The 18123-nt window shown below is 71.9% G+C and carries 15 protein-coding genes; 2 read left to right on the plus strand and 13 right to left on the minus strand.

Going from position 1 to position 18123, the window contains the following annotated elements:
* Positions 1-62: 62 nt before the first annotated feature.
* On the minus strand, positions 63-3401 hold the full coding sequence (locus tag ACFWVP_RS04270; RefSeq protein WP_384493424.1) for a LamG-like jellyroll fold domain-containing protein: 3339 nt from the start codon (positions 3399-3401) through the stop codon (positions 63-65).
* Positions 3402-3565: 164 nt separating this feature from the next.
* Positions 3566-6001 carry a GH92 family glycosyl hydrolase gene (locus tag ACFWVP_RS04275; protein WP_384493426.1) on the minus strand — a complete coding sequence of 812 codons (2436 nt, stop codon included), beginning with the start codon at positions 5999-6001 and terminating at the stop codon, positions 3566-3568.
* 225 nt (positions 6002-6226) lie between these two features.
* Between ACFWVP_RS04275 and ACFWVP_RS04280 the strand changes: the two genes are divergently transcribed.
* Complete coding sequence (locus ACFWVP_RS04280; protein WP_384493428.1) at positions 6227-6967, plus strand: VOC family protein; 741 nt, start codon at positions 6227-6229, stop codon at positions 6965-6967.
* 54 nt (positions 6968-7021) lie between these two features.
* On the opposite strand, the gene ACFWVP_RS04285 is transcribed toward ACFWVP_RS04280, so the two are convergent.
* The 4 genes from ACFWVP_RS04285 to ACFWVP_RS04300 all read right to left on the minus strand — a co-directional run bounded on the left by ACFWVP_RS04285 (position 7022) and on the right by ACFWVP_RS04300 (position 10547).
* On the minus strand, positions 7022-8923 hold the full coding sequence (locus ACFWVP_RS04285; protein WP_384493430.1) for a rhamnogalacturonan lyase: 1902 nt from the start codon (positions 8921-8923) through the stop codon (positions 7022-7024).
* A 69-nt stretch (positions 8924-8992) separates the two neighbouring features.
* On the minus strand, positions 8993-9325 hold the full coding sequence (locus ACFWVP_RS04290; protein ID WP_384493431.1) for a YkvA family protein: 333 nt from the start codon (positions 9323-9325) through the stop codon (positions 8993-8995).
* Positions 9326-9366: 41 nt separating this feature from the next.
* A complete protein-coding gene (locus ACFWVP_RS04295) occupies positions 9367-9621 on the minus strand; it encodes a WhiB family transcriptional regulator (RefSeq protein WP_384493433.1) in 255 nt (84 codons plus the stop codon).
* Between the two features lie 86 nt (positions 9622-9707).
* A complete protein-coding gene (locus tag ACFWVP_RS04300; RefSeq protein WP_384493435.1) occupies positions 9708-10547 on the minus strand; it encodes a helix-turn-helix domain-containing protein in 840 nt (279 codons plus the stop codon).
* A gap of 214 nt (positions 10548-10761) precedes the next feature.
* On the opposite strand from ACFWVP_RS04300, the gene ACFWVP_RS04305 reads away from it, so the two are divergent.
* The gene (locus tag ACFWVP_RS04305) at positions 10762-11220 is read left to right on the plus strand and encodes an ATP-binding protein (protein WP_384493437.1); all 459 of its coding nucleotides are present in this window, start codon (positions 10762-10764) and stop codon (positions 11218-11220) included.
* 62 nt (positions 11221-11282) lie between these two features.
* Here the strand turns inward: ACFWVP_RS04305 and ACFWVP_RS04310 are convergent, their stop codons facing one another.
* From ACFWVP_RS04310 to ACFWVP_RS04340, 7 genes are all read right to left on the minus strand, one after another.
* Positions 11283-11981 (minus strand): RNase H family protein, encoded by a 699-nt coding sequence (locus ACFWVP_RS04310; RefSeq protein WP_384493439.1) that lies wholly within the window; start codon positions 11979-11981, stop codon positions 11283-11285.
* Positions 11982-12120: 139 nt separating this feature from the next.
* Entirely contained in the window at positions 12121-12759 is a 639-nt protein-coding gene (locus ACFWVP_RS04315) for a DUF6629 family protein (protein ID WP_384493440.1), read from the minus strand.
* A 126-nt stretch (positions 12760-12885) separates the two neighbouring features.
* Positions 12886-13383 (minus strand): peptidylprolyl isomerase, encoded by a 498-nt coding sequence (locus ACFWVP_RS04320; RefSeq protein ID WP_384493442.1) that lies wholly within the window; start codon positions 13381-13383, stop codon positions 12886-12888.
* Between the two features lie 159 nt (positions 13384-13542).
* Positions 13543-14118, minus strand: coding sequence for a lamin tail domain-containing protein (locus ACFWVP_RS04325; protein WP_384493444.1), 576 nt, complete (start codon positions 14116-14118; stop codon positions 13543-13545).
* A gap of 268 nt (positions 14119-14386) precedes the next feature.
* Positions 14387-14695, minus strand: a complete 309-nt coding sequence (locus tag ACFWVP_RS04330; protein WP_384493445.1) for a hypothetical protein — start codon at positions 14693-14695, stop codon at positions 14387-14389.
* Positions 14696-14808: 113 nt separating this feature from the next.
* A complete protein-coding gene (locus tag ACFWVP_RS04335) occupies positions 14809-15234 on the minus strand; it encodes a DUF6221 family protein (protein ID WP_384493446.1) in 426 nt (141 codons plus the stop codon).
* A gap of 333 nt (positions 15235-15567) precedes the next feature.
* The gene (locus tag ACFWVP_RS04340) at positions 15568-18042 is read right to left on the minus strand and encodes a SpoIIE family protein phosphatase (RefSeq protein ID WP_384493448.1); all 2475 of its coding nucleotides are present in this window, start codon (positions 18040-18042) and stop codon (positions 15568-15570) included.
* Positions 18043-18123 lie beyond the last annotated feature (81 nt).

Genomic DNA, 18123 nt, shown 5'->3' on the forward strand with positions numbered 1-18123 from the left:
CCCCTCCTCGGTGAACGGGGCCGGCCCGGCAGCGTGTGCCGCCGGGCCGGCCTTCGCCGTTCCTACGGCTGTTCGCCGTCGTGGAGCGCGGTCACCTCCTGGGCGGTGAGCGCCTTGTCGTACACCTTCACCTGGTCGACGGAACCGTTCCAGAAGTCGGTGTTGCCGCCCGACCACTTGGCGCGGCCCACGGACAGCGCGCCGGTGCTGACGTCCGCGGCACCGGCCGCCGCGGTCGCGGCGAGCTGGCCGTCGACGTACAGCTTGATCTCGTCACCGCTGCGTACGCCGACCACGTGGTAGAACCGGCCGAGTTCGGGCCGGACCTCGAACCGGGCCCGGTTGCCGCCGGGGGTGGAGAAGGCGAACGCGCCCTGCCCGTACTGGAGGTAGAAGGGGTTCTCCTGGCGCCGGCCGTCCTGGCTGACGACGGTGGCGTAGTTGCCCGGGAGCGCGTCGAGCGAGGCCCAGGCCGACACGGTGTAGTCGCCGGTGGTGTCGACGACCGGCCCGTCGGTCTCGGCGTACTGGCCCTGGCCGTCGAACCTCAGCGCGGAGCCCTGCACGCCGGGCGTCCAGGACGTCCCCTCGGAGAGGGTGAGGTCCTTGTGGTTCGGGCCGCTGTCGGCGGCCCGGGTGCCCTGGTTCTCGTCGAGGGACCAGGCGCCGCCGCCCTTGATCTCGTCGCGCTCGCCCGCGGCGGCCCCGGCCGCGATGACCTCCTGGTTGATCGCGCGGACCTTGGCCGGGTCGACCTTGATCTCGCGGCGGTCGTACGTCCAGAGGCCGTTAAGCTCGTTCTCCAGGTCGGTCACCTGGGTGTAGACGGAGCCGGAGAGTTCGGCGCCGGCCGCCGCCAGGTAGTGCGTACGGGTGTTCTCGACGTACTTCGCGGTCAGGGCGTCCTTGTCCGCGACACCGCTGTAGATCGCGGTGGGCGCGCCGGGCCACATGCGGCCGGGGATCCGCAGGGTGAAGCCGCCGTGCTCACCGTCGATGGCGGCGCGGGTGTCGTCCGGGAAGGCCGGATCGGTGTTGTTGTAGTCGTGGTGGTCGATGATGTCTCCCTTGCCGGAGTCACCCTTGGAGTTGCAGCAGTTGACTCCGCTGTGGGCGCTGACGACGCGCGAGGGGTCCGCGGCCTGGACCTTCTCGGTGATCTTGCCGGTCTCGACGCGGTCCCACTCGCCCCAGCCCTCGTTGAAGACGATCCAGGCGCCGATGGAGGGGTAGTTGTGCAGCTGCTCCATCATCTCGGCGCCCTGGTCGAGGAAGGCCTGCCGGCCCGTCTCGTTGGTGATGTTGCCGGAGACGAAGTCCTGCCACACCAGGAGTCCCAGCTTGTCGGCGTGGTAGTACCAGCGCGCGGGCTCGACCTTGATGTGCTTGCGGACGGAGTTGAAGCCGAGGTCCTTCTGCGTCTTCAGGTCGAAGACCAGGGCGGCGTCGCTGGGCGCAGTGTTCAGGCCGTCGGGGTAGAAGCCCTGGTCGAGCTGGGCCAGGGAGAAGAACGGCTTCCCGTTGAGGACGAGCTTCTGGTAGCCGCCGACCTCGGCGACCGCGAAGGAGCGCATGCCGAAGTAGCTGTCGACGGTGTCCTTGGAGCGGCCGTCCCTGAGGGTGACCTCCAGGTCGTACAGGTACGGGTCGTCCGGCGTCCACAGGTGCTGCCTGGCGACGGGGAGGCTCAGGTCGCTGTTGGCCGCACCGGTGACGGTGCCGACGACCTTGCCCTTCCTGTCGCGGGCGACGGCGGTGACCCGGGCGGACTCCGAGGCGTCCTCGGAGTTGACCTTCAGCGCGAGCCGGCCCCTGTCGATGTCGGGCGTGGTCGTCAGGGAGTCGACCGCGGCGGGCGCGACGGGCTCCATCCAGACGGTCTGCCAGATACCGGAGGTGGCGGTGTAGAAGATGCCGCTGGGGTTCGCGGACTGCTTGCCCGTGGGCTGGTCGGCCCCCGTGGTGTCGGTGACCGCGACCACGATCTCCTGCGGGCCGCTGCCCTTGAGGGCGTCGGTGATGTCGGCGCTGAAGGCGGTGTAGCCGCCGGTGTGCTCGGCGACCTGTTCGCCGTTGACCCAGACGCGCGCCTGGTAGTCGACGGCGCCGAAGTTGAGCTTCAGGCGGTCGTCGCTGTTCCGCTTGCCGATGGACCACTTCTTGGGCACCGTGACGAGCTTGCGGTAGAACATGTGGTCTTCGTGGCGTTCGAGTCCGGAGAGCTGGGACTCGACGGGGTAGGGCACGGTGATGCGCTCGTCGAGCGACTCGCCGAAGACCGGCTTCTCACCGGCGGTGGCTCCGGCGAACTCCCAGGGCCCGTTGAGGTTCTTCCAGTCGTCGCGCACCTGCTGCGGGCGGGGGTATTCGGGGAGCGGGTTCTTCCGGTCGACCTTCTCGCCCCACGGGGTGAGCAGCCGGTGGGTGGAGAGGTTCTTCGCCCTGCGGCTGATCTCCGGGACGGTCTCGTCGCCGGCCTTCAGGCCGCCCTCGCCGTCGTACGCGAATCTGACCTGCTGGTTCTTCTGGACGGCCGCGCCCAGCGTGATGACGAGCGCCTTGCGGCTGTCCGAGGCCCTGACCACCGACGTGACGGGCATCGGCGTGGTGTCCGCCTCGATCTCCAGGTGGTCCTTCACGTCCTGGATGCCACTGACCTCGTGGTCGAAGGTCGCCCGCAGCTTCAGACCGTTCTCGGAGACACTCAGCCCGACCGGGTAGACCTCGAAGTCGGCGGGCGGGGTGAAGGCGGACTCGGGCACGATCTGCTTGGCGAGCTTCGCGCTCGACCAGCGCAGGAACATGTTCGCCCCGCCGATGTCCTGGAACATCTCCAGCCGGAAGGTGTGCGGTTCACCGGCCTTCAGGGGGACCGGGGCGCTGGTCTGCTCCTTGTCCCAGTCAGGCACCCAGTGGTCGATGACGGGCTTGTCGTCGATGAAGAGCCGGAAGCCGTTGTCGCCGATGGCGGAGAAGGTGTAGTCACCGGTCTCCGGGGCCTCGATCTGCCCCGTCCAGCGGGCGGTGGTGTGCTCGGTCTTTCCGGTGGCCGACTCGAACGCGCCGGTCAGGCCCGGGAAGTTGATCTCCGGGTCGAGCGCCACGGATCCGAGCTCCGCGAAGTCACGGGCGCCCGGGGCCGACATGGCGAAGTACTCGCCCTTGAGGCCGTGCGGCTCGGTGGAGGGGTTCTCCTTCACGAACGCCGAGGCGGTGGTCGCCCCTTCGGCGGGAGCGGCGGAGGGGGCCGCCGCGGCGGCCGGGACCAGGGTGGCCCCGACGGGAAGCAGCAGCGCCGCGGTACAGGCGAGCGTTCTGAAAAGCGTTCGGGGGCTGACTGGTTGTCGTATCAAGGCGTCGTCCTCGTCGAAGAAGCCGAAGTGCTCCGAACCGCGAAGCACTGCACATAGTCGAACATTGAGCCACAGCCTCAAACACCTGACAACGGTCGTGCACGCAGAATTTTCAACGATAGAAAATTCGCTCTCCGTCCACCGCCCCCAGCGGGCGGGCCGAGCCCGGTGAGCGGCGGTGCGCCGCCCCCGGGCCCGGGCCCGTCGCTCCGTTACCGCGGCAGACCCGCGGGTCCGGTGGCCCACGTGGTGTTCGGGCGGTCGGTCAGCCGGTAGGTCAGCGAGCCGCCCCTGGTGACCAGTCGCGCGTCCGTCCAGGACCTGTCGCCCGGCCGTCCGTCGACCGCGACCGCGTCGATGTACGGATGTGTCGCGTCGGCCTCCGGGGCCGTGATCCTGATGTCCTTGCCCTGCGGCCGGTCGAGCACGGCGGCCGGGAAGAGGGGCGTCCCGAGCAGCATCGTGGCGCTTCCCGGCGTCTGCGGGTAGATGCCCAGGGCCGAGAAGACGTACCAGGCCGACATGGTGCCGAGGTCGTCGTTTCCGGGCAGGCCGCGCGGGCCGGTCCCGTACACCGTGTTCACGATCTCGCGCACGGTCTCCTGGGTCTTCCAGGGCTGTCCCAGCGCGTTGTAGAGCCAGGGCGCGTGGATGCCGGGTTCGTTGGTCGGGTCGTAGCGCAGCGCGTCGCCGCCCCTCACCGACCAGGAGCCGTCCGCCTTGTGGAAGAAGTCGTCCAGCCGCTTCGCCGCGATGTCGCGCCCGCCCATCGCCGCCGCCAGCCCCTGCACGTCCTGCGGGACCATCCAGGTGTACGTGGCACTGGTGCCCTGCGCGAAGCCCCGGTCGCTGCCGGGGCTGAACGGCGTCACCCAGGAGCCGTCGAGGTTGCGTGCCTGGATGTAGCCGCTCGTCCCCGCTCCGTCACCGGCCTCGGGGTTGTACACGTTGCGCCACCAGCGGCCGCGCTCCTCGAAGGCGTCGGCCTCCTCGTCCCGGCCGAGCAGCCGCGCCCAGCGGCCCAGTGCGTCGTCGGCGACCGCGTCCTCCAGCGTCTCGGCGGCGCCGCCCCAGCAGTGGCAGACGTCCTGGGGCGCGTAGTGGGACTCCAGGTACTGCGCGAGGTTGGGCCGCTGGCCGGCGCACTGGCCGGGGCAGCCGGCGTCCGAGAGGCCGTCGGGATGGGGCACCGTGGCCTGGCGGGCGAGGGACTCGAAGGCGCCCTCGTAGTCGAAGTCGCGTACGCCCATCGCGTAGAACGTGGCGAGGGTGGCGGCCGTCGGGTCACCCGTCATCACATGGGTGGCGCCGTTGACGTGGACCCAGCGGTCCCACACACCGCCGTTCTGCCGGGCGAAGTTGTACAGCGACTGGGCGAAGTCGCCCGCGATCCTCGGTTTGAGCAGGGCCAGGAGCTGGATCTGCGCGCGGTACTGGTCCCAGCCGGAGAAGTTGCTGTACTGCGCCCCCTGCCCGCGCGTCACCCGGTGCGGTTTCCCGTCCATGCCGGGATAGCGGCCGTCGGTGTCGCTGATCAGGTTGGGCTGCATCAGCGAGTGGTACAGCGCGGTGTAGAACGCGGTGCGCTGAGCGTCGGTGCCTCCCCCGGTGCGTACGGAGCCCAGCTCGCGGTCCCAGGCCCGGGACCCGGCCCGTGCCACGTCGTCCACGTCGGCCTTCGGGGCTATCTCCTTACGGAGGTTGGCCTCGGCCCCGGCCTGGCTGACGTAGGAGATGCCGATCCGCATGCGGACGTCGTCGTCGGCGGAGGTGTCGAAGCCGACCCAGCCACCGGATCCGCGTCCGGCCCGGTCGGCCCCGGTGGCGTACCCCTCGCCACCGCTCGCGCTGGTCGTGCCCGGCGCGAGGGTGCCGTCCTTCCAGGTGCCGGTCGAGGAGAAGGCGCGGTCGAAGGAGGCGCTGAAGTAGAGCCGGTAGTAGCTCTTGCGGTTGTTGGTGCCGCCGTTGGCGCGCCTTCCGCAGAACGCCCCGGTGAGCACCGATCCGGTCACCTTGCGGTGCGCGGTGTCGATGTCGACCTCGGCGTCCTCGCTGCCGTTGAGGGAGTTGGACACCCTGAAGAGCAGGTTGGCGGGCCTGCCGGCCGGGAAGCTGAAGTCGGCCACGCCCGCGCGCTTGCTCACCGCCAGGTCGGCGGTGGCGCCCGAGTCCAGGCCCAGGGTGTAACGGCCGGGCACGGCACGCTCGTTGTCGTGCGAGAAGTTCGCCGCGTAGACGGCGTCCTTGGTGTCGGCCGACGGCGAGGAGGTGACGTCGCCGACGAACGGCATGATCGGTACGTCGCCCGCGGCACCCGGGTTGCAGCCGGCGCCGTTGACATGGGTGAGGCTCAGCCCGCGCAGCCGGGTGGCCCCGTACTCGTAGCCGTTCGCCGCACCTGTGCCGGTCTGGTCGCCCGTGGTGCTGGTCGGCGACCAGGCGATCATCCCGTACGGCAGGACGGCTCCGGGGAAGGTGTTGCCGCCGTTCGCCGTGCCGATCAGCGGGTCCACATGGGCGGTCGGCCGGGTGACGAGCGCTTCGGCCTGGGCGGCCGGCGGCGTGACGGCACCGGCGAGCGCGCCGGTGAGGACGATCGCGGCGGCTCGCGCGGCGAGACGCCTGGCCGCGTGCGGTCTGGGGGGCATGTCGTACCTTCCGCAAGGGGGACACATGAGTGGGACATCGTTGTCGGACACCGTTTCCCGGCGACCGTCGACGTTGATCGCTGCGCGGCCGAGCGTAGGTGCCCGGCTCGCGCGGGGAAATGCCCTCGGCGAATCCCACCGGTGAACGGGTGGTGAAGGAACCGGCGGGTGCCTCCTGGCACGATGGCGGTGCCGGACCTGGTCCCGACCTCACGGAGGAACGACGTGATTCGATGGACGTACGCCTTCATCGACCGCCCGACAGCCCGCGTCGGCCTCGCCACCGAATTCTGGGAGGCCGTCACCGGCACCCGTGCGTCCGCCATGTGGGGCGACCGGGGCGAGTTCACCACGCTGCTGCCGGAGGGGGCGACGGGGGCCGACGCCTGCCTGGTGGTGCAGGCAGTCGGCGGGGCGGGCGGTGCGCATCCGGATCTCGCGGTGGAGGACGTGGGGGAGTTCACCGCGCGGGCCACCCTGCTGGGCGCCGTGGTGGAGAACCTCGGACCGGAGCTGACCGTGCTGCGCTCCCCCGGCGGCCAGCCGTTCTGCGTCGTGCCCTGGCACGGCCAGAAGGTCCGTCCGCCGGTCGTCGGCGGCCCCGGGCGCCCGGAGAGCCGGCTGGACCAGCTCTGTCTCGATGTGGCGCCCGCCGCGTTCGACGCTGAGGTCGCCTTCTGGACGGCGCTGACGGGCTGGGACGGGACGCCCGCCGATCACCGGGAGTTCCACGCGCTGCGCCCGCGCGAGGACCTGCCGGTGCATCTGCTGCTCCAGCGTCTGGACGAGGCCCGTCCCGCCTCGGCGCACCTGGACATCGCGTGTCCCGACCTCGCCGCGGGACGGGCCTGGCACGAGCGGTGCGGCGCCGTGCCCGTCCGCGAGGGCCCCACGTGGACGGTGATGCGGGACCCCGCGGGCGGCGTCTACTGCCTCACGCGGCGTGACCCGGTGACGGGCCGCTGACCGGACGCGGACCGTCCCGCCACGGGAACGGCCGGCATCCGGACAGGGGGCGCGCTACGGCGTCGTGATGTCCGGCCGGGGCGCGGTCGCCATCCCGCCGCCGATTGCGAAGCTGGGGTGCGGTGGCTGGTTGTAGGCGGTGTTCTGCCAGGCCAGCGCGGTGCGGTACATGGTGTCGTGGAGCAGCGTGGTGATCTTCGTGCCGGTCTCGTACGGCGTGGAGTAGATCCGCAGCGCGGTGTTGTTCGTGGTCGGCCAGACGACCTCCTCGCGCCAGTCGCCGAAGAGGTCTCCGGAGATCGACGGCGTGGCCTTGGTGCCGTTGTTGGAGTGCACCGAGGCGCCGGTCAGTTGGCGGGTGTCGGCCGAGGTGCCGTACTTGTCGATGTGGGTGCCGTCGAGGAGTTCACGGGACGTGTCGCCGTCCCACCAGGACAGGAAGTTCGAGCTGGACGGCTTCCGGCTGGTGACCACGGCGCCCTGCGGGTTGCGCACCCCGGAGACGGCGGAGGACCAGGACTCGGCGCCGGGGCTGCCCGACCAGATGTCGCCGGAGACTCCGCGGCCGTTGTCTCCGCTCGCGGGGGTGGACCACAGGATCTGGCCGGTCTTGGCGTCCGCCATCCATGAGGACGGCTTCGAGCTGTCCTCGTCGACCTTGAACTCCTCCAGTCCCGCCCGGGAGGGGTCGAGGTCGCCGACGTGCATGGCGTCCCCGTGGCCGTTCTTCGTCGTCCACAGCCCGCTGCCGTTGTCGTCCACGGCCATGGCACCGTAGATGATCTCGTCCTTGCCGTCACCGTCGGCGTCGGCGACGGACAGCTGGTGGTTGCCCTGACCGTCGTACCCCTTGCCGGAGTTGGTCGAGCTGTTGGTGTCGAAGGTCCAGCGCCGGGTGAAGGCGCCGCCCCGCCAGTCCCAGGCGGCGATGACGCTGCGGGTGTAGTAGCCGCGCGCCATGATCAGGGACGGTCTGGCGCCGTCCAGATAGGCGGTGCCGGCGAGGAAGCGGTCGACCCGGTTGCCGTACGAGTCGCCCCACGAGGAGACGGTGCCGCGTGCCGGCACGTAGTCGACGGTGCCCATCGCCGCGCCGGTCCTGCCGTTGAACATCGTGAGGTACTCGGGTCCGGACAGGATGTATCCGGAGGAGTTGCGGTGGTCGGCGGAGGAGCTGCCGATCACCTTTCCGGCACCGTCGACGCTGCCGTCGGCGGTCTTCGTCGCCACCTCCGCCTGGCCGTCACCGTCGTAGTCGTACACCTGGAACTGGGTGTAGTGCGCGCCGGAGCGGATGTTGCGCCCCAGGTCGATCCGCCAGAGCCGGGTGCCGTCGAGCCGGATCCCGTCGATGATCGTGTTGCCCGTGTAGCCGGACTGGGAGTTGTCCTTGGCGTTGGTGGGCTGCCACTTCAGTACGAAGTCGAGGGCGCCGTCGCCGTCCAGGTCACCGACCGAGGCGTCGTTGGCCTCGTAGGTGTAGGCGACCCCGTCGGGTGTCGTGCCACCCGCGGGCGGGCTGATCGGTACGTCCTTGTAGCCGGCCCGGAACTGGATCGCGTGCACGGAGTCGCTCTGTTCCACGCCGCCGACGACCGCGCGCACCGTGTAGTCGGCGGTAGCGGGTGCGCCCGTGTGGAAGTAGTTCGTCGAGGCGGTGACGGGCGTGGCGTTGACCTTGGTGCCGGCCCGGTAGACGTTGAAGGACACGTCGTCGGGGTCGGTGCCCAGCCAGCGCCAGCTGACGAGGTTGCCGCTGTCGGTGTGCACGCTGACGACGCCGCGGTCGAGCGCCTCGGCCTGCCGGACGGTGGCGGCCTGCGAGGGCGGGCCGAGGGCCACGATCCCGCCGGCGGCGAGCAGTCCGGCCGCCAGTGAGCCGATCAGGGCGCGGTTGCGGGTGGTGCGGCGCCGGCGGCGCGAGCGGGGTGCGGGGTGGGGAAGCGGAGGCTCCACGAGAGACACCTTCTGGCCGGGGACGGCTTACGGGACGTCAGTCGCCGCCGGAGGCCGAAAGGTTGCCCCTCATTCCGCTTCCGTTCCGGCCCGCCCGATCCCGGCCCGCCGCGCGTTGGCCGGCCGCACCCGTACTCCGGCCGCCTGCGCGGCGGTGTGCAGCGAGCGCAGCGCGAGCAGCAGGAAGCCGACGTCGTCGAGGTAGACGGGATCGGGCAGCAGGTCGACGGGCGACACCGTGTAGATGATGGCGGCCCAGACCAGCGCCTTGTCGCGCAGCGGGATTCCCGCGTCGAGAAGCAGTCTCCTGGCCCGGAACACCCGTACCAGGAGGACGGCGGCGGTGCCCGCCACGAGAAGGGCGGCGACCGCGCCGATGACGAGCCAGACCGAGGTGTCCATGCCTCATCGTCCACCCGTACGGCGGCCGGAGCGCACAGGCGTCACCCGTGACTCCTGGCCTGCCTGCGGGTGCGGCGCTTCAGCGCACGGCGTTCACCCTCCCCCAGGCCTCCCCACACGCCCGATTCCTGCCCGTTCTCCAGGGCCCATTCCAGGCACTGTTCCCGTACGGGGCAGGTGGCGCACACCGCCTTGGCGTCCTCGGTCTGCACGAGCGCGGGCCCGGTGCTGCCGATGGGGAAGAACAGATCGGGGTCCTCGTCGCGGCAGGCCGCGTGCATACGCCAGCTGTCCATGGCTTTCCACTCCTCTGCTGCGTGCCGGTCGTCTGTCTCCCTGCGGGTGACCGGCTTCCGGGTGGTCGAAACCCCCGGGACGCGCCCTATTCGTTTCCGGGCAGCGGGGAGCCGGGGTGCGGGGCGGTCGCACAGGCGCTGTCCAGTCGGATGCGGTAGTGCGTCACCGTGGCCGGTTCGTCGATGATCTCCACCCGGGCGCCCGGCGTCTCCAGGACGGCGCAGTCGCCGATCTCCGGGGCCGGGACGCGCATCAGGTGGAGGGGCGGGACGCCCGTCATGGGGTGCGGCGGGAAGTCGAGGGGGACCACCTGCACGGTGATGTGCGGCCGGTGCGCGGCCTCGGTCAGCAGCGCCCGCTGATCGGCCATCACCTCGGGGCCGCCGACGCGCGTGTGGAGCGCGGCCTCCGGGAACAGCGCCCAGAGGGCCGCGCCGCGCTCCGCGAACCGCCGCTGCCGCTCCCCCAGCAGCTCGACGCGCCCGTCCCGCTGCCCGGGGCTTTCGCCGGGGTACAGGCTGCGGCACAGGGCCGCCGCGTAGTCCGGGGTGCGCAGCAGCTCGGGGACGAGTGCGGGGTGCCAGGTCCGGACGAGCCCGGCCGAGGACTCGATGCCGATGACCTCCTGCTGCCACGGCTCCATGGTGTGCCGCCACCGGTGCCACCATCCGGGGAGGTTCGCGGCGCCGAGGCCCGTCATGATCGGCTCGGCCTCGGCCTCGGGAACCCCGTAACGGTCCAGGAGGACGCTGACCTGCCGGGCGTCCAGTCCGGTCTCGGCGCGTTCGATGCGCCGTACGGTCGCCGGGTGGGCGTCCAGTGCCGCGGCTGCCGCCTGCAGACTGACGCCCGCGCGCTCGCGCAGCATGCGCAGACGGGCGGCGAGGACACGGTGCTCGACCGTGGGTCCGGATCGGGGCCGCATGCGCGCGCCTTCCTCGTGGGCTCCGATTCAGAGCCTTTCGGGCATTCTGCCGCTTGCAAAGTATGCACTTTGCACCGAGAGTACATACATGTCGGAAATAGTCAGTTGCGCACGACTCGTCTCGGAGGATGCGGGCGGACGGAGCGCACAGAGCTGGTGGATGCCCCGTCTCGCCCAGTGCGTGCCCGAAGCCAGGCACCGGGTGCGGACAGTCATGCGTGACTGGGGGGAGCCCGACGACCGCGTCGACACGGCTGCCCTGGTCGTGACCGAGCTGGTCACGAACGCGGTGCAGCACACGGCGGGCCGGAGGATCCGGTGTCGTGTCCTGCGTTCCCCGGGCAGGGTCCGCATCTGTGTGTGGAACCGCGGCAGGCGCCGCGTCCCCGCGCCGTCCCGCCCGATGGACCCCGGCTCGGCCCCCTACGCCCGGGCACCCCTGCCGCGCCGACCGGAGTCGGCGCACCTGGGGGAGGTGCCGCACGGCCCGCACCGCCCGGGTGGCACGGAGGGTCCTGGCCCGGTGGCGACGGACGACCTGGACGGCCTGGAGGGTTTCGATCTGGCCTCACTCGCCGAGGGCGGCCGGGGTCTGATGCTCGTGGACACGCTGGCGACGCGGTGGGGTACCCGCACCAGCCCGTCGGGCCGCCTGGTCTGGGCCGACATCTGACGGCTCCCCGTCCCCGGCCACTCCCCCGCCCCCAGGAACGGCCCCAACGCCTTCCCGGCGGCTCAGGCGGCCGCCGCCCGGCATTCCGGGTGGCCCCAGCCGTTCGGATTCTTCGCGATCATGTCCTTGGCCGCGTAGGGCTTGCCGCAGTGGCACCGGCCCGCGAACCTCGCGCGGATGGTCCCGCCGGGACGTGAGGTCCTGGCAGCGCCCGTGCCCGCGCCGCCACCCGCCGCGCCGCCCGCCCCGCTCTTCGTCGAGCGGGCGGGAGCAGGCACCGGCAGTGCGGTGGCACCGTGTGCCGTCCCCGCCGCCTCCTGCGAGACGGCGACCTCGCTCGCGGCCTGGTCGGCGAGCGCGTTCAGCGGATCGCCGTCCACCTGGTGCGCGGGTACGTGGCGGAAGCTGACGCTGCGGCCGCCCATCAGCTGGTCGATGCCGACCACCAGCTCCCGGTTGGCGACCGGCTTCCCCGCCGACGTCTTCCAGCCGTTGCGCTTCCAGCCCGGCAGCCACTTGGTCACCGCGTTCATCGCGTACTGCGAGTCCATGCGGACCTCGACGGGCACGGCCGGATCGGTGGACCTCAGCAGCTCCAGCAACGCGGTGAGCTCGGCGATGTTGTTGGTGGCGGTGCCCAGCGGGCCCGCCTCCCACCGCTGGGGCCGCCCCTGCGCGTCGGCGACGACCCAGGCCCAGGCCGCGGGCCCCGGATTTCCCTTCGATGCCCCGTCACACGCGGCGATGATGCGCTCGTCCATGCCCTTGATCATGCCAGCACCCAGGCCCTGGCCGGCACCGAGGCCCGGGGCGGCACGGGGCCTCGGTGCCCTCAGGCCTCGATGGTGCGCTCCCGGGACCCGGGACCGCCTTCCGGAGGCGCCCCGGCCGGTGTGCGGCTCACCCGGGCCGCTCCGCGAGCCGTCCGGGTCGCGGGCGCCGTCGGGTCCAGGCGAGCAGGACGACCGAACACACGGCCGCGGCGGCGCACCAGGTGGAGACGAACTCCGTGCTCCACAGCGCCGCACAGACCGCAGCCCCCACCGTGACCAGGACGCCCAGCAGCACGAGCACGCGGTCGCCCGCGAGCAGCAGGGATCCCACGACGGCGAGCAGATAACCGGCGACGAGCGGTTCCGGCCACGGGAGGCCGACGGCGTAGCCGACGGTGTGTCCGCGGATGTCGGCCGTGACGGGACGCGTGGCGAGGCTGTACGAAAGGGCCGCCGAGGTCGCGATGCCGGCCGCGACGGGCACCGCCAGGCGGCGGCGGGCGCCGGGCGGGGCCGCGCACAGCACGGCGAGCGGGATCCAGAGGGCCGGCAGAGGAAGGGCGATCACCGCCCAGGCGACGGTGGCGGGTCCGCCGCCGCCCCCGGAGCGCCAGATCACTGATTCGATGATCTGGTGCGCCCCGAGCAGCAGCGGCAGTACCGCGAGCGGCAGGTCACGGGCCCGGAGGGGGCGGGCGACACAGGCCACCCCGACCGCGGCGATACCCGTGCCCGCGACGAGATCGGCGGTCGCGCTCCAGCACATGGCGTCACGCTACGGTCCGAAGCGCTGCCGTACCGGCCGACACGGCGGCCGCGGTGGGCCCACGGACGGGTACGGGGCCCCGGCCCCGCCGTTACCGGCCGGCCGGGGCCCCGCGACGAGGTCGGCTCAGAGAACGCCGGACTCGGAGACGGCGATCTTGGCCTTGGTGGTGCCGGCCGAGGTGCCGTACGACTCGATCTTGCGGACGAGCTCCATGCTGGGCTCGTCGGCGACCTCACCGAACACCACGTGCTTGCCGTCCAGCCACGGGGTGAGGACGGTGGTGATGAAGAACTGCGAGCCGTTGGTGTTCGGGCCCGCGTTGGCCATCGACAGCAGGCCCGGCTTGGTGTGCTTCAGGGTGAAGTTCTCGTCGGCGAACTTCTCGCCGTAGATGCTCTTGCCGCCGGTGCCGTTGCCGCGGGTGAAGTCGCCACCCTGCAGCATGAAGTCCGGAATGACGCGGTGGAACGGCGAACCAGCGTAGCCGAAGCCCTTCTCGCCGGTGGCCAGCGCGCGGAAGTTCTCCACGGTCTTGGGTACTACGTCGTCAAAAAGGTTGAACACGATCCGCCCGGCGGGCTGGTCGTTGATGGTGATGTCGAAATACGCCTTGATGGTCATGGGACCATCCTGACATCACCGGCGGCCCGTCGTTGCACGGACCCCGTTCCACGCCGTCCGCCCGGACCGTTCCGGGCGGACGGCGGTACGGCGCACCACGGTGTGGGCCGTGGTGCGCCGCGTCGTCACGGAAGAACGCCGTCAGCCGCTAGCGGCGCGTCAGCGGTTGCCGCCGCGTTGCCCTCCGTCACGTCCGCCGTCACGGCCGTTGTCACGCCATCCGTCGCGCCCTCCGTCACGTCCGCCGTCACGCCATCCGTCACGTCCGCCGTCGCGGTGCCGGCCCCAGGACTCGGAGTCGACCTTGTACCCGCGGCTGTCGCGGAGCGTCGCGGTGTCCCTGCTGTCCCAGACGTAGTGGCGGCGGTCCTGGTAGACGTCGTGACGGGTGTCGCGGCCGACACCCGTGTGGACGCGGACGGAGGAACGGCCCGGCAGCCGGAGGTCGAACTCGTAGGTGCGGCGGCTCTCGTCGGTGAGCGTCCAGCCGCGCAGGTCGACGGCCCGGCGGCCGGTGTTGGTGACGGTCACCCATTCCGCGTTCAGGCTGCGGTTGGAGCCGTTGTCGCGGCCCGGGCTGTCGTACTGGATCTCGCCCAGGACGACCGCCGAGCGCTGGGCCGGCCGGTTCTGGCCGTGGTCCCGGCCATCGGCCGTGGCCGGGAGAGCCGCTGCGGCGAGCAGCGCTCCTGAGGCGAGAACGGTGGCGGTGATCCGTCGTGCGGAACGGGACATGGAAACCCCTCATCGTGCGGGGCCCGGAACGGAGGTTCCGGGCGTTGTCCGGCCCCGGCGTCCTGCCGGGAACGCAAACTTTGTCCCGCTTTAGGGGTGGCTGGAAAGGTGCCCTGGTTCACGTGACGGAATGCGGACATTCCTGTCACACACGACTGCAACCGGCACGGATCCGCGCGGTCGTAGACCTGTCAACCGTTGATCGCTGCACGGACCCGTTCCCGCTACCGCCGGCCAGGTCACCACGCTCCGTTCACGCCTCACCCCGCTACCCGCGCACCCCCTGCCGGACCGCTCGCATCCGCGTAACAAAAGCGACAGCGCTTTCCTGGACAGGCGTGCCATTACCCCGGGAAATCAGGCCGCGCGTTCGAGCTTGTAGTGCCCATCGAGCCGGGGCGAGGCGGGCGCGCTGCCCCCCGCTGGTGACCAGCGCGTTCACCGGGGTCAGCGGATCCAGCGCCATGGACCTCGCCAGCAGCACACCGACGGCCAGGGGGAGCAGGGTGACGGCCAGCGCCGTGCCGGCGGTGGTGAGGTTTCGGATGCGGGGGTGCCGCTGCGCGTCGGGGAGCATGGCTCCCATTCCACCGGCGGCGGCCCGCCCCGGGATCGGGTGACGTACTCAGTTCCGCCGTACCCCCGTACTCACCTGTCCGCCGCTCCCCTCACCCGGCTCCCGGGTCCGGGTCAGGCCTCCGACGTACCGGAAGGCCCCCAGTGGGAGAACCGGGGCAGCCACTTCACCCGGTAGTCGGGGTGTCCCGCGTGCTCGCCGGCCATCTGCCGGACGACGAATCCCAGCCCCACGGCACGCCCCGAGGCGAAGTCCTGTTCGGGCCGGTCCGTGTCGCGGGACGAGATCTCCTCGTACTCGTCCAGGAGGACCCTGTTGGTCTCGATGCGGCGCAGTGTGTGCGCCGGGTCCTGGCGGGCGATGTGCCTGTCGTAGCCGCGGGACCGTACGACGAAGGCGATGCCGCCCGTGCGGTCGTGCACTTCGCCGGGGGCCTCGGGCGGGCACCGCCAGCCGTCACCGCCCGCTCCCTGGGCGATCCGCTCCTCCTCGGCGAGGCGCGCCCGCACGAAGGCCAACAGGTCCGAGTTGTCTGCCATCTGGTTCCGAATCCTTCTCCGTCACAGGCCGGCAGCGGTCATGCGCCCACCGCCACGGGCCCGGTCTACCCGACCAGCGAAGAATGCCTCACCGATGGGCGCCCGGCGCAGTCCGCCCCCCGCGCGGTCCGCATGACGGACACCCCGTGGCCCCGTGGGGCGCCGGAATCGCCCGAGCCAAAGCCACATCTTCGCGTGTTCACCGTTTTGTGCGCATTCGCGCCACATTCCACCCGCACGAAGGACTCCCTCGGATCGCGGGAGCGGGTTGGCCATGCCTCTCGTCACTGTCGGCCAGGATCACACGGCGTCGATCGAGACCTCCTCCGAGGATCACGGGAGCGGCGCCGATGGGGCCGGGGTGCGGGGCCCGTCCCGGCGGGCGGCGAGCAGGAGCGCGATGTCGTCGGGACGGTCCTCGTCCTGGCCCGCCCGCCCGATGACGCGGTCCGCCGTCTCGGCGAGGGGTGCGTGACCGACCTCGGCGAGGGTGCTGCGCAGGCGCTCGATGCCCTCGTCGATGTCCGTTCCCGCCTTCTCCACCAGCCCGTCGGTGAACAGGGCCAGGACCGCGCCCGGTTCCAGCCGCAGGTCGGTGAGGGGGTACGAGGCCTGCGGGTCGACGCCCAGGACGACGCCGCCGGGCAGGTCGAGGACTTCGGTCCTGCCGTCGGGGTGCCGCAGGACCGGCTGCGGGTGGCCGGCCCGGACGGCCTGGGCGAACCCCGTCGCGGGGTCCAGCACCACGTAGCAGCAGCTGGCGAACTGGCCCGGATCGAGGTCGATGAGGAGCCGGTTGGTGGCGCTCATGATCTCCTGCGGGTCGTGTCCGCTCAGCCCGAAGGCGCGTACGGCGCTGCGGAGCTGGCCCATCGTCGCGGCCGCGGCGACGCCGTGGCCCTGGACGTCGCCGATGACGAGGGCCAGCCCGCTGCCGGTCTCGATGACGTCGTACCAGTCGCCGCCGACCTCCATGCCCTGGGTGCCCGAGAGGTAGCGCCCGATGGTCTCGACGTACTCGACGACGGGCAGCCGGTGCGGCAGCAGGGCGTCCTGCAGTCCGCGGGCCAGGGCGGCCTCGGTGTCGTAGCGCTGGGCCCGCTGGAGCGCCTGGGCGATGAGTCCGGCCAGGGCGGTGAGCACGGTGCGCTCCTCGGGGCTGAAGCCCCGGGGCTGGTCGAAGCCGAGGATGCACGAACCGACGGGACGCCCGGAGGCGATCAGCGGCAGGAAGGCACGCGCGCCGACATCGGTGTCCATGGGGATGCCGGGGTAGGCGTCGGCGAGCTTCTCCATGGATTCGAAGAACAGCGGTCTGCCGGTCGCGAGCGTCTCCACGCCGGGGATCCGGGCGTCGAGGCCGACGCCGTCGAACCGGTCCAGGAAGCCCTTGGGGAAGCCGGTCTCCCAGGACAGGTAGAGGTGCCGTTCGCTCTGCAGGTAGATGGCCAGCTGTCTGCCGCCGAACGCGGGCAGCAGTTCCTCGGTGACCACTGCCGACACCTGGCGGGCGGTGACGGCCTCGGTCAGTGCGATGGCGAGCGCGACCGGCCGGTACAGGACGGCCGCGCGGTCGGCCGGGGAGCCGAGACCGGCCCCCTGGGCGTCGACGGACTCCGGGGTGTAGTCGGGGCGCCCCGCGTCGCTGACCGTCATGGTGACCCCGTCGCGGGCGGGGAACATCGCCACGTTCAGCCACTCCGTGGCGGACCGTCTGGCCAGGAAGTACACGGGGTCGTCGGAGAACAGCGCGGCCCGGTGGTGGTCCTCGTAGGCGGGGTCGGCGAGCCAGGGCAGCGCCTCCCACAGGATCCGGCCGATCAGCTCGGCCCGGCTGCGGCCGAGTACCTCCTCGGCGAGGCCGTTGGCGTAGGTGATCCGTCCGAGCCGGTCGTGGGAGAGCACACCGCGCGGGATCCGGTCCGCGGCCTGGGCGACGATCGGCTCGGCGCCCGGGTCGAGCAGGACCCCGGTCAGGCGCCCGGGTCGTCCGGCGGGTCCGCGGGCCGAGAGCTCGACCAGGAGCGATCTGCCGTCGGGCCCGCGCAGCCGCATCCGGCGCAGCTGCGGCTCCGCGGAGCGTGCGGCCCCGTTGCCCAGGGTCCACAGCCCGTACACGTCCTCGGGGAGCAGTCGGGACGTCAGCGCCTCCATGGTGTCCGGCGGGGGGTCGGTGGGTTCGATGCCGAGGATCGCGCACGCGTCGTCGTCCGCGCCGAGGGTCCCCCCGACAGGGTCCCAGTCGAAGTGTCCGACCCGCATCGGCTGCGCGGTGTCCGCGGGCAGCCTGACGGGCATCGGCTCGCCCTCCCACGCGACGGGCGGCCCGTTCTCCTCCAGTACGGCGATGTCGGCGCCGAGCTGCCGCGCGACGTCCTCCACCCTGCGGCGGTCGGCCCCGCCGACGGGCTCCCCGCGGGTGGCGTAGCGCAGCACGACGAGTACGCCCACGGGGGTGCGCCCGCTCAGGACGGGAACGTAGAGCGAGCCGAAGGGGAACGGCAGTCCCGCCATGAGCTGCGGGAACCTGCGCATGGCCTCCTCGGCGTCGCCCAGGTAGACGGGGCTGCCCGAGCGGTGGGCCTCTGCCACCGGGAAGGGCCGGTTCACGTGCATGCGCCACCACGGGCGCATGAGCGGGGCGGGCAGCCCCGCGAGGACGGCCATCAGCAGGAGCCCGGGGGTGCGGGAGCGCAGGTAGACGCCGCCGGCGTATCCGCCGGCGGCGTCGATGGCGCTCACCACCGCCTGGGCGAGCACCAGGGACAGACCGTCCGGTGGTCGGCTGCCGTGCGGTCTCCAGGTCACACAGTCAGGATGCGCACCTCGGCGCCCGTACGCACCTCCGCACCGGTGCGCACGGATGCGGCCCGTGGGGTGGCCCCCGTC

This window comes from Streptomyces sp. NPDC058637, assembly GCF_042717325.1.
Taxonomy (GTDB): domain Bacteria; phylum Actinomycetota; class Actinomycetes; order Streptomycetales; family Streptomycetaceae; genus Streptomyces.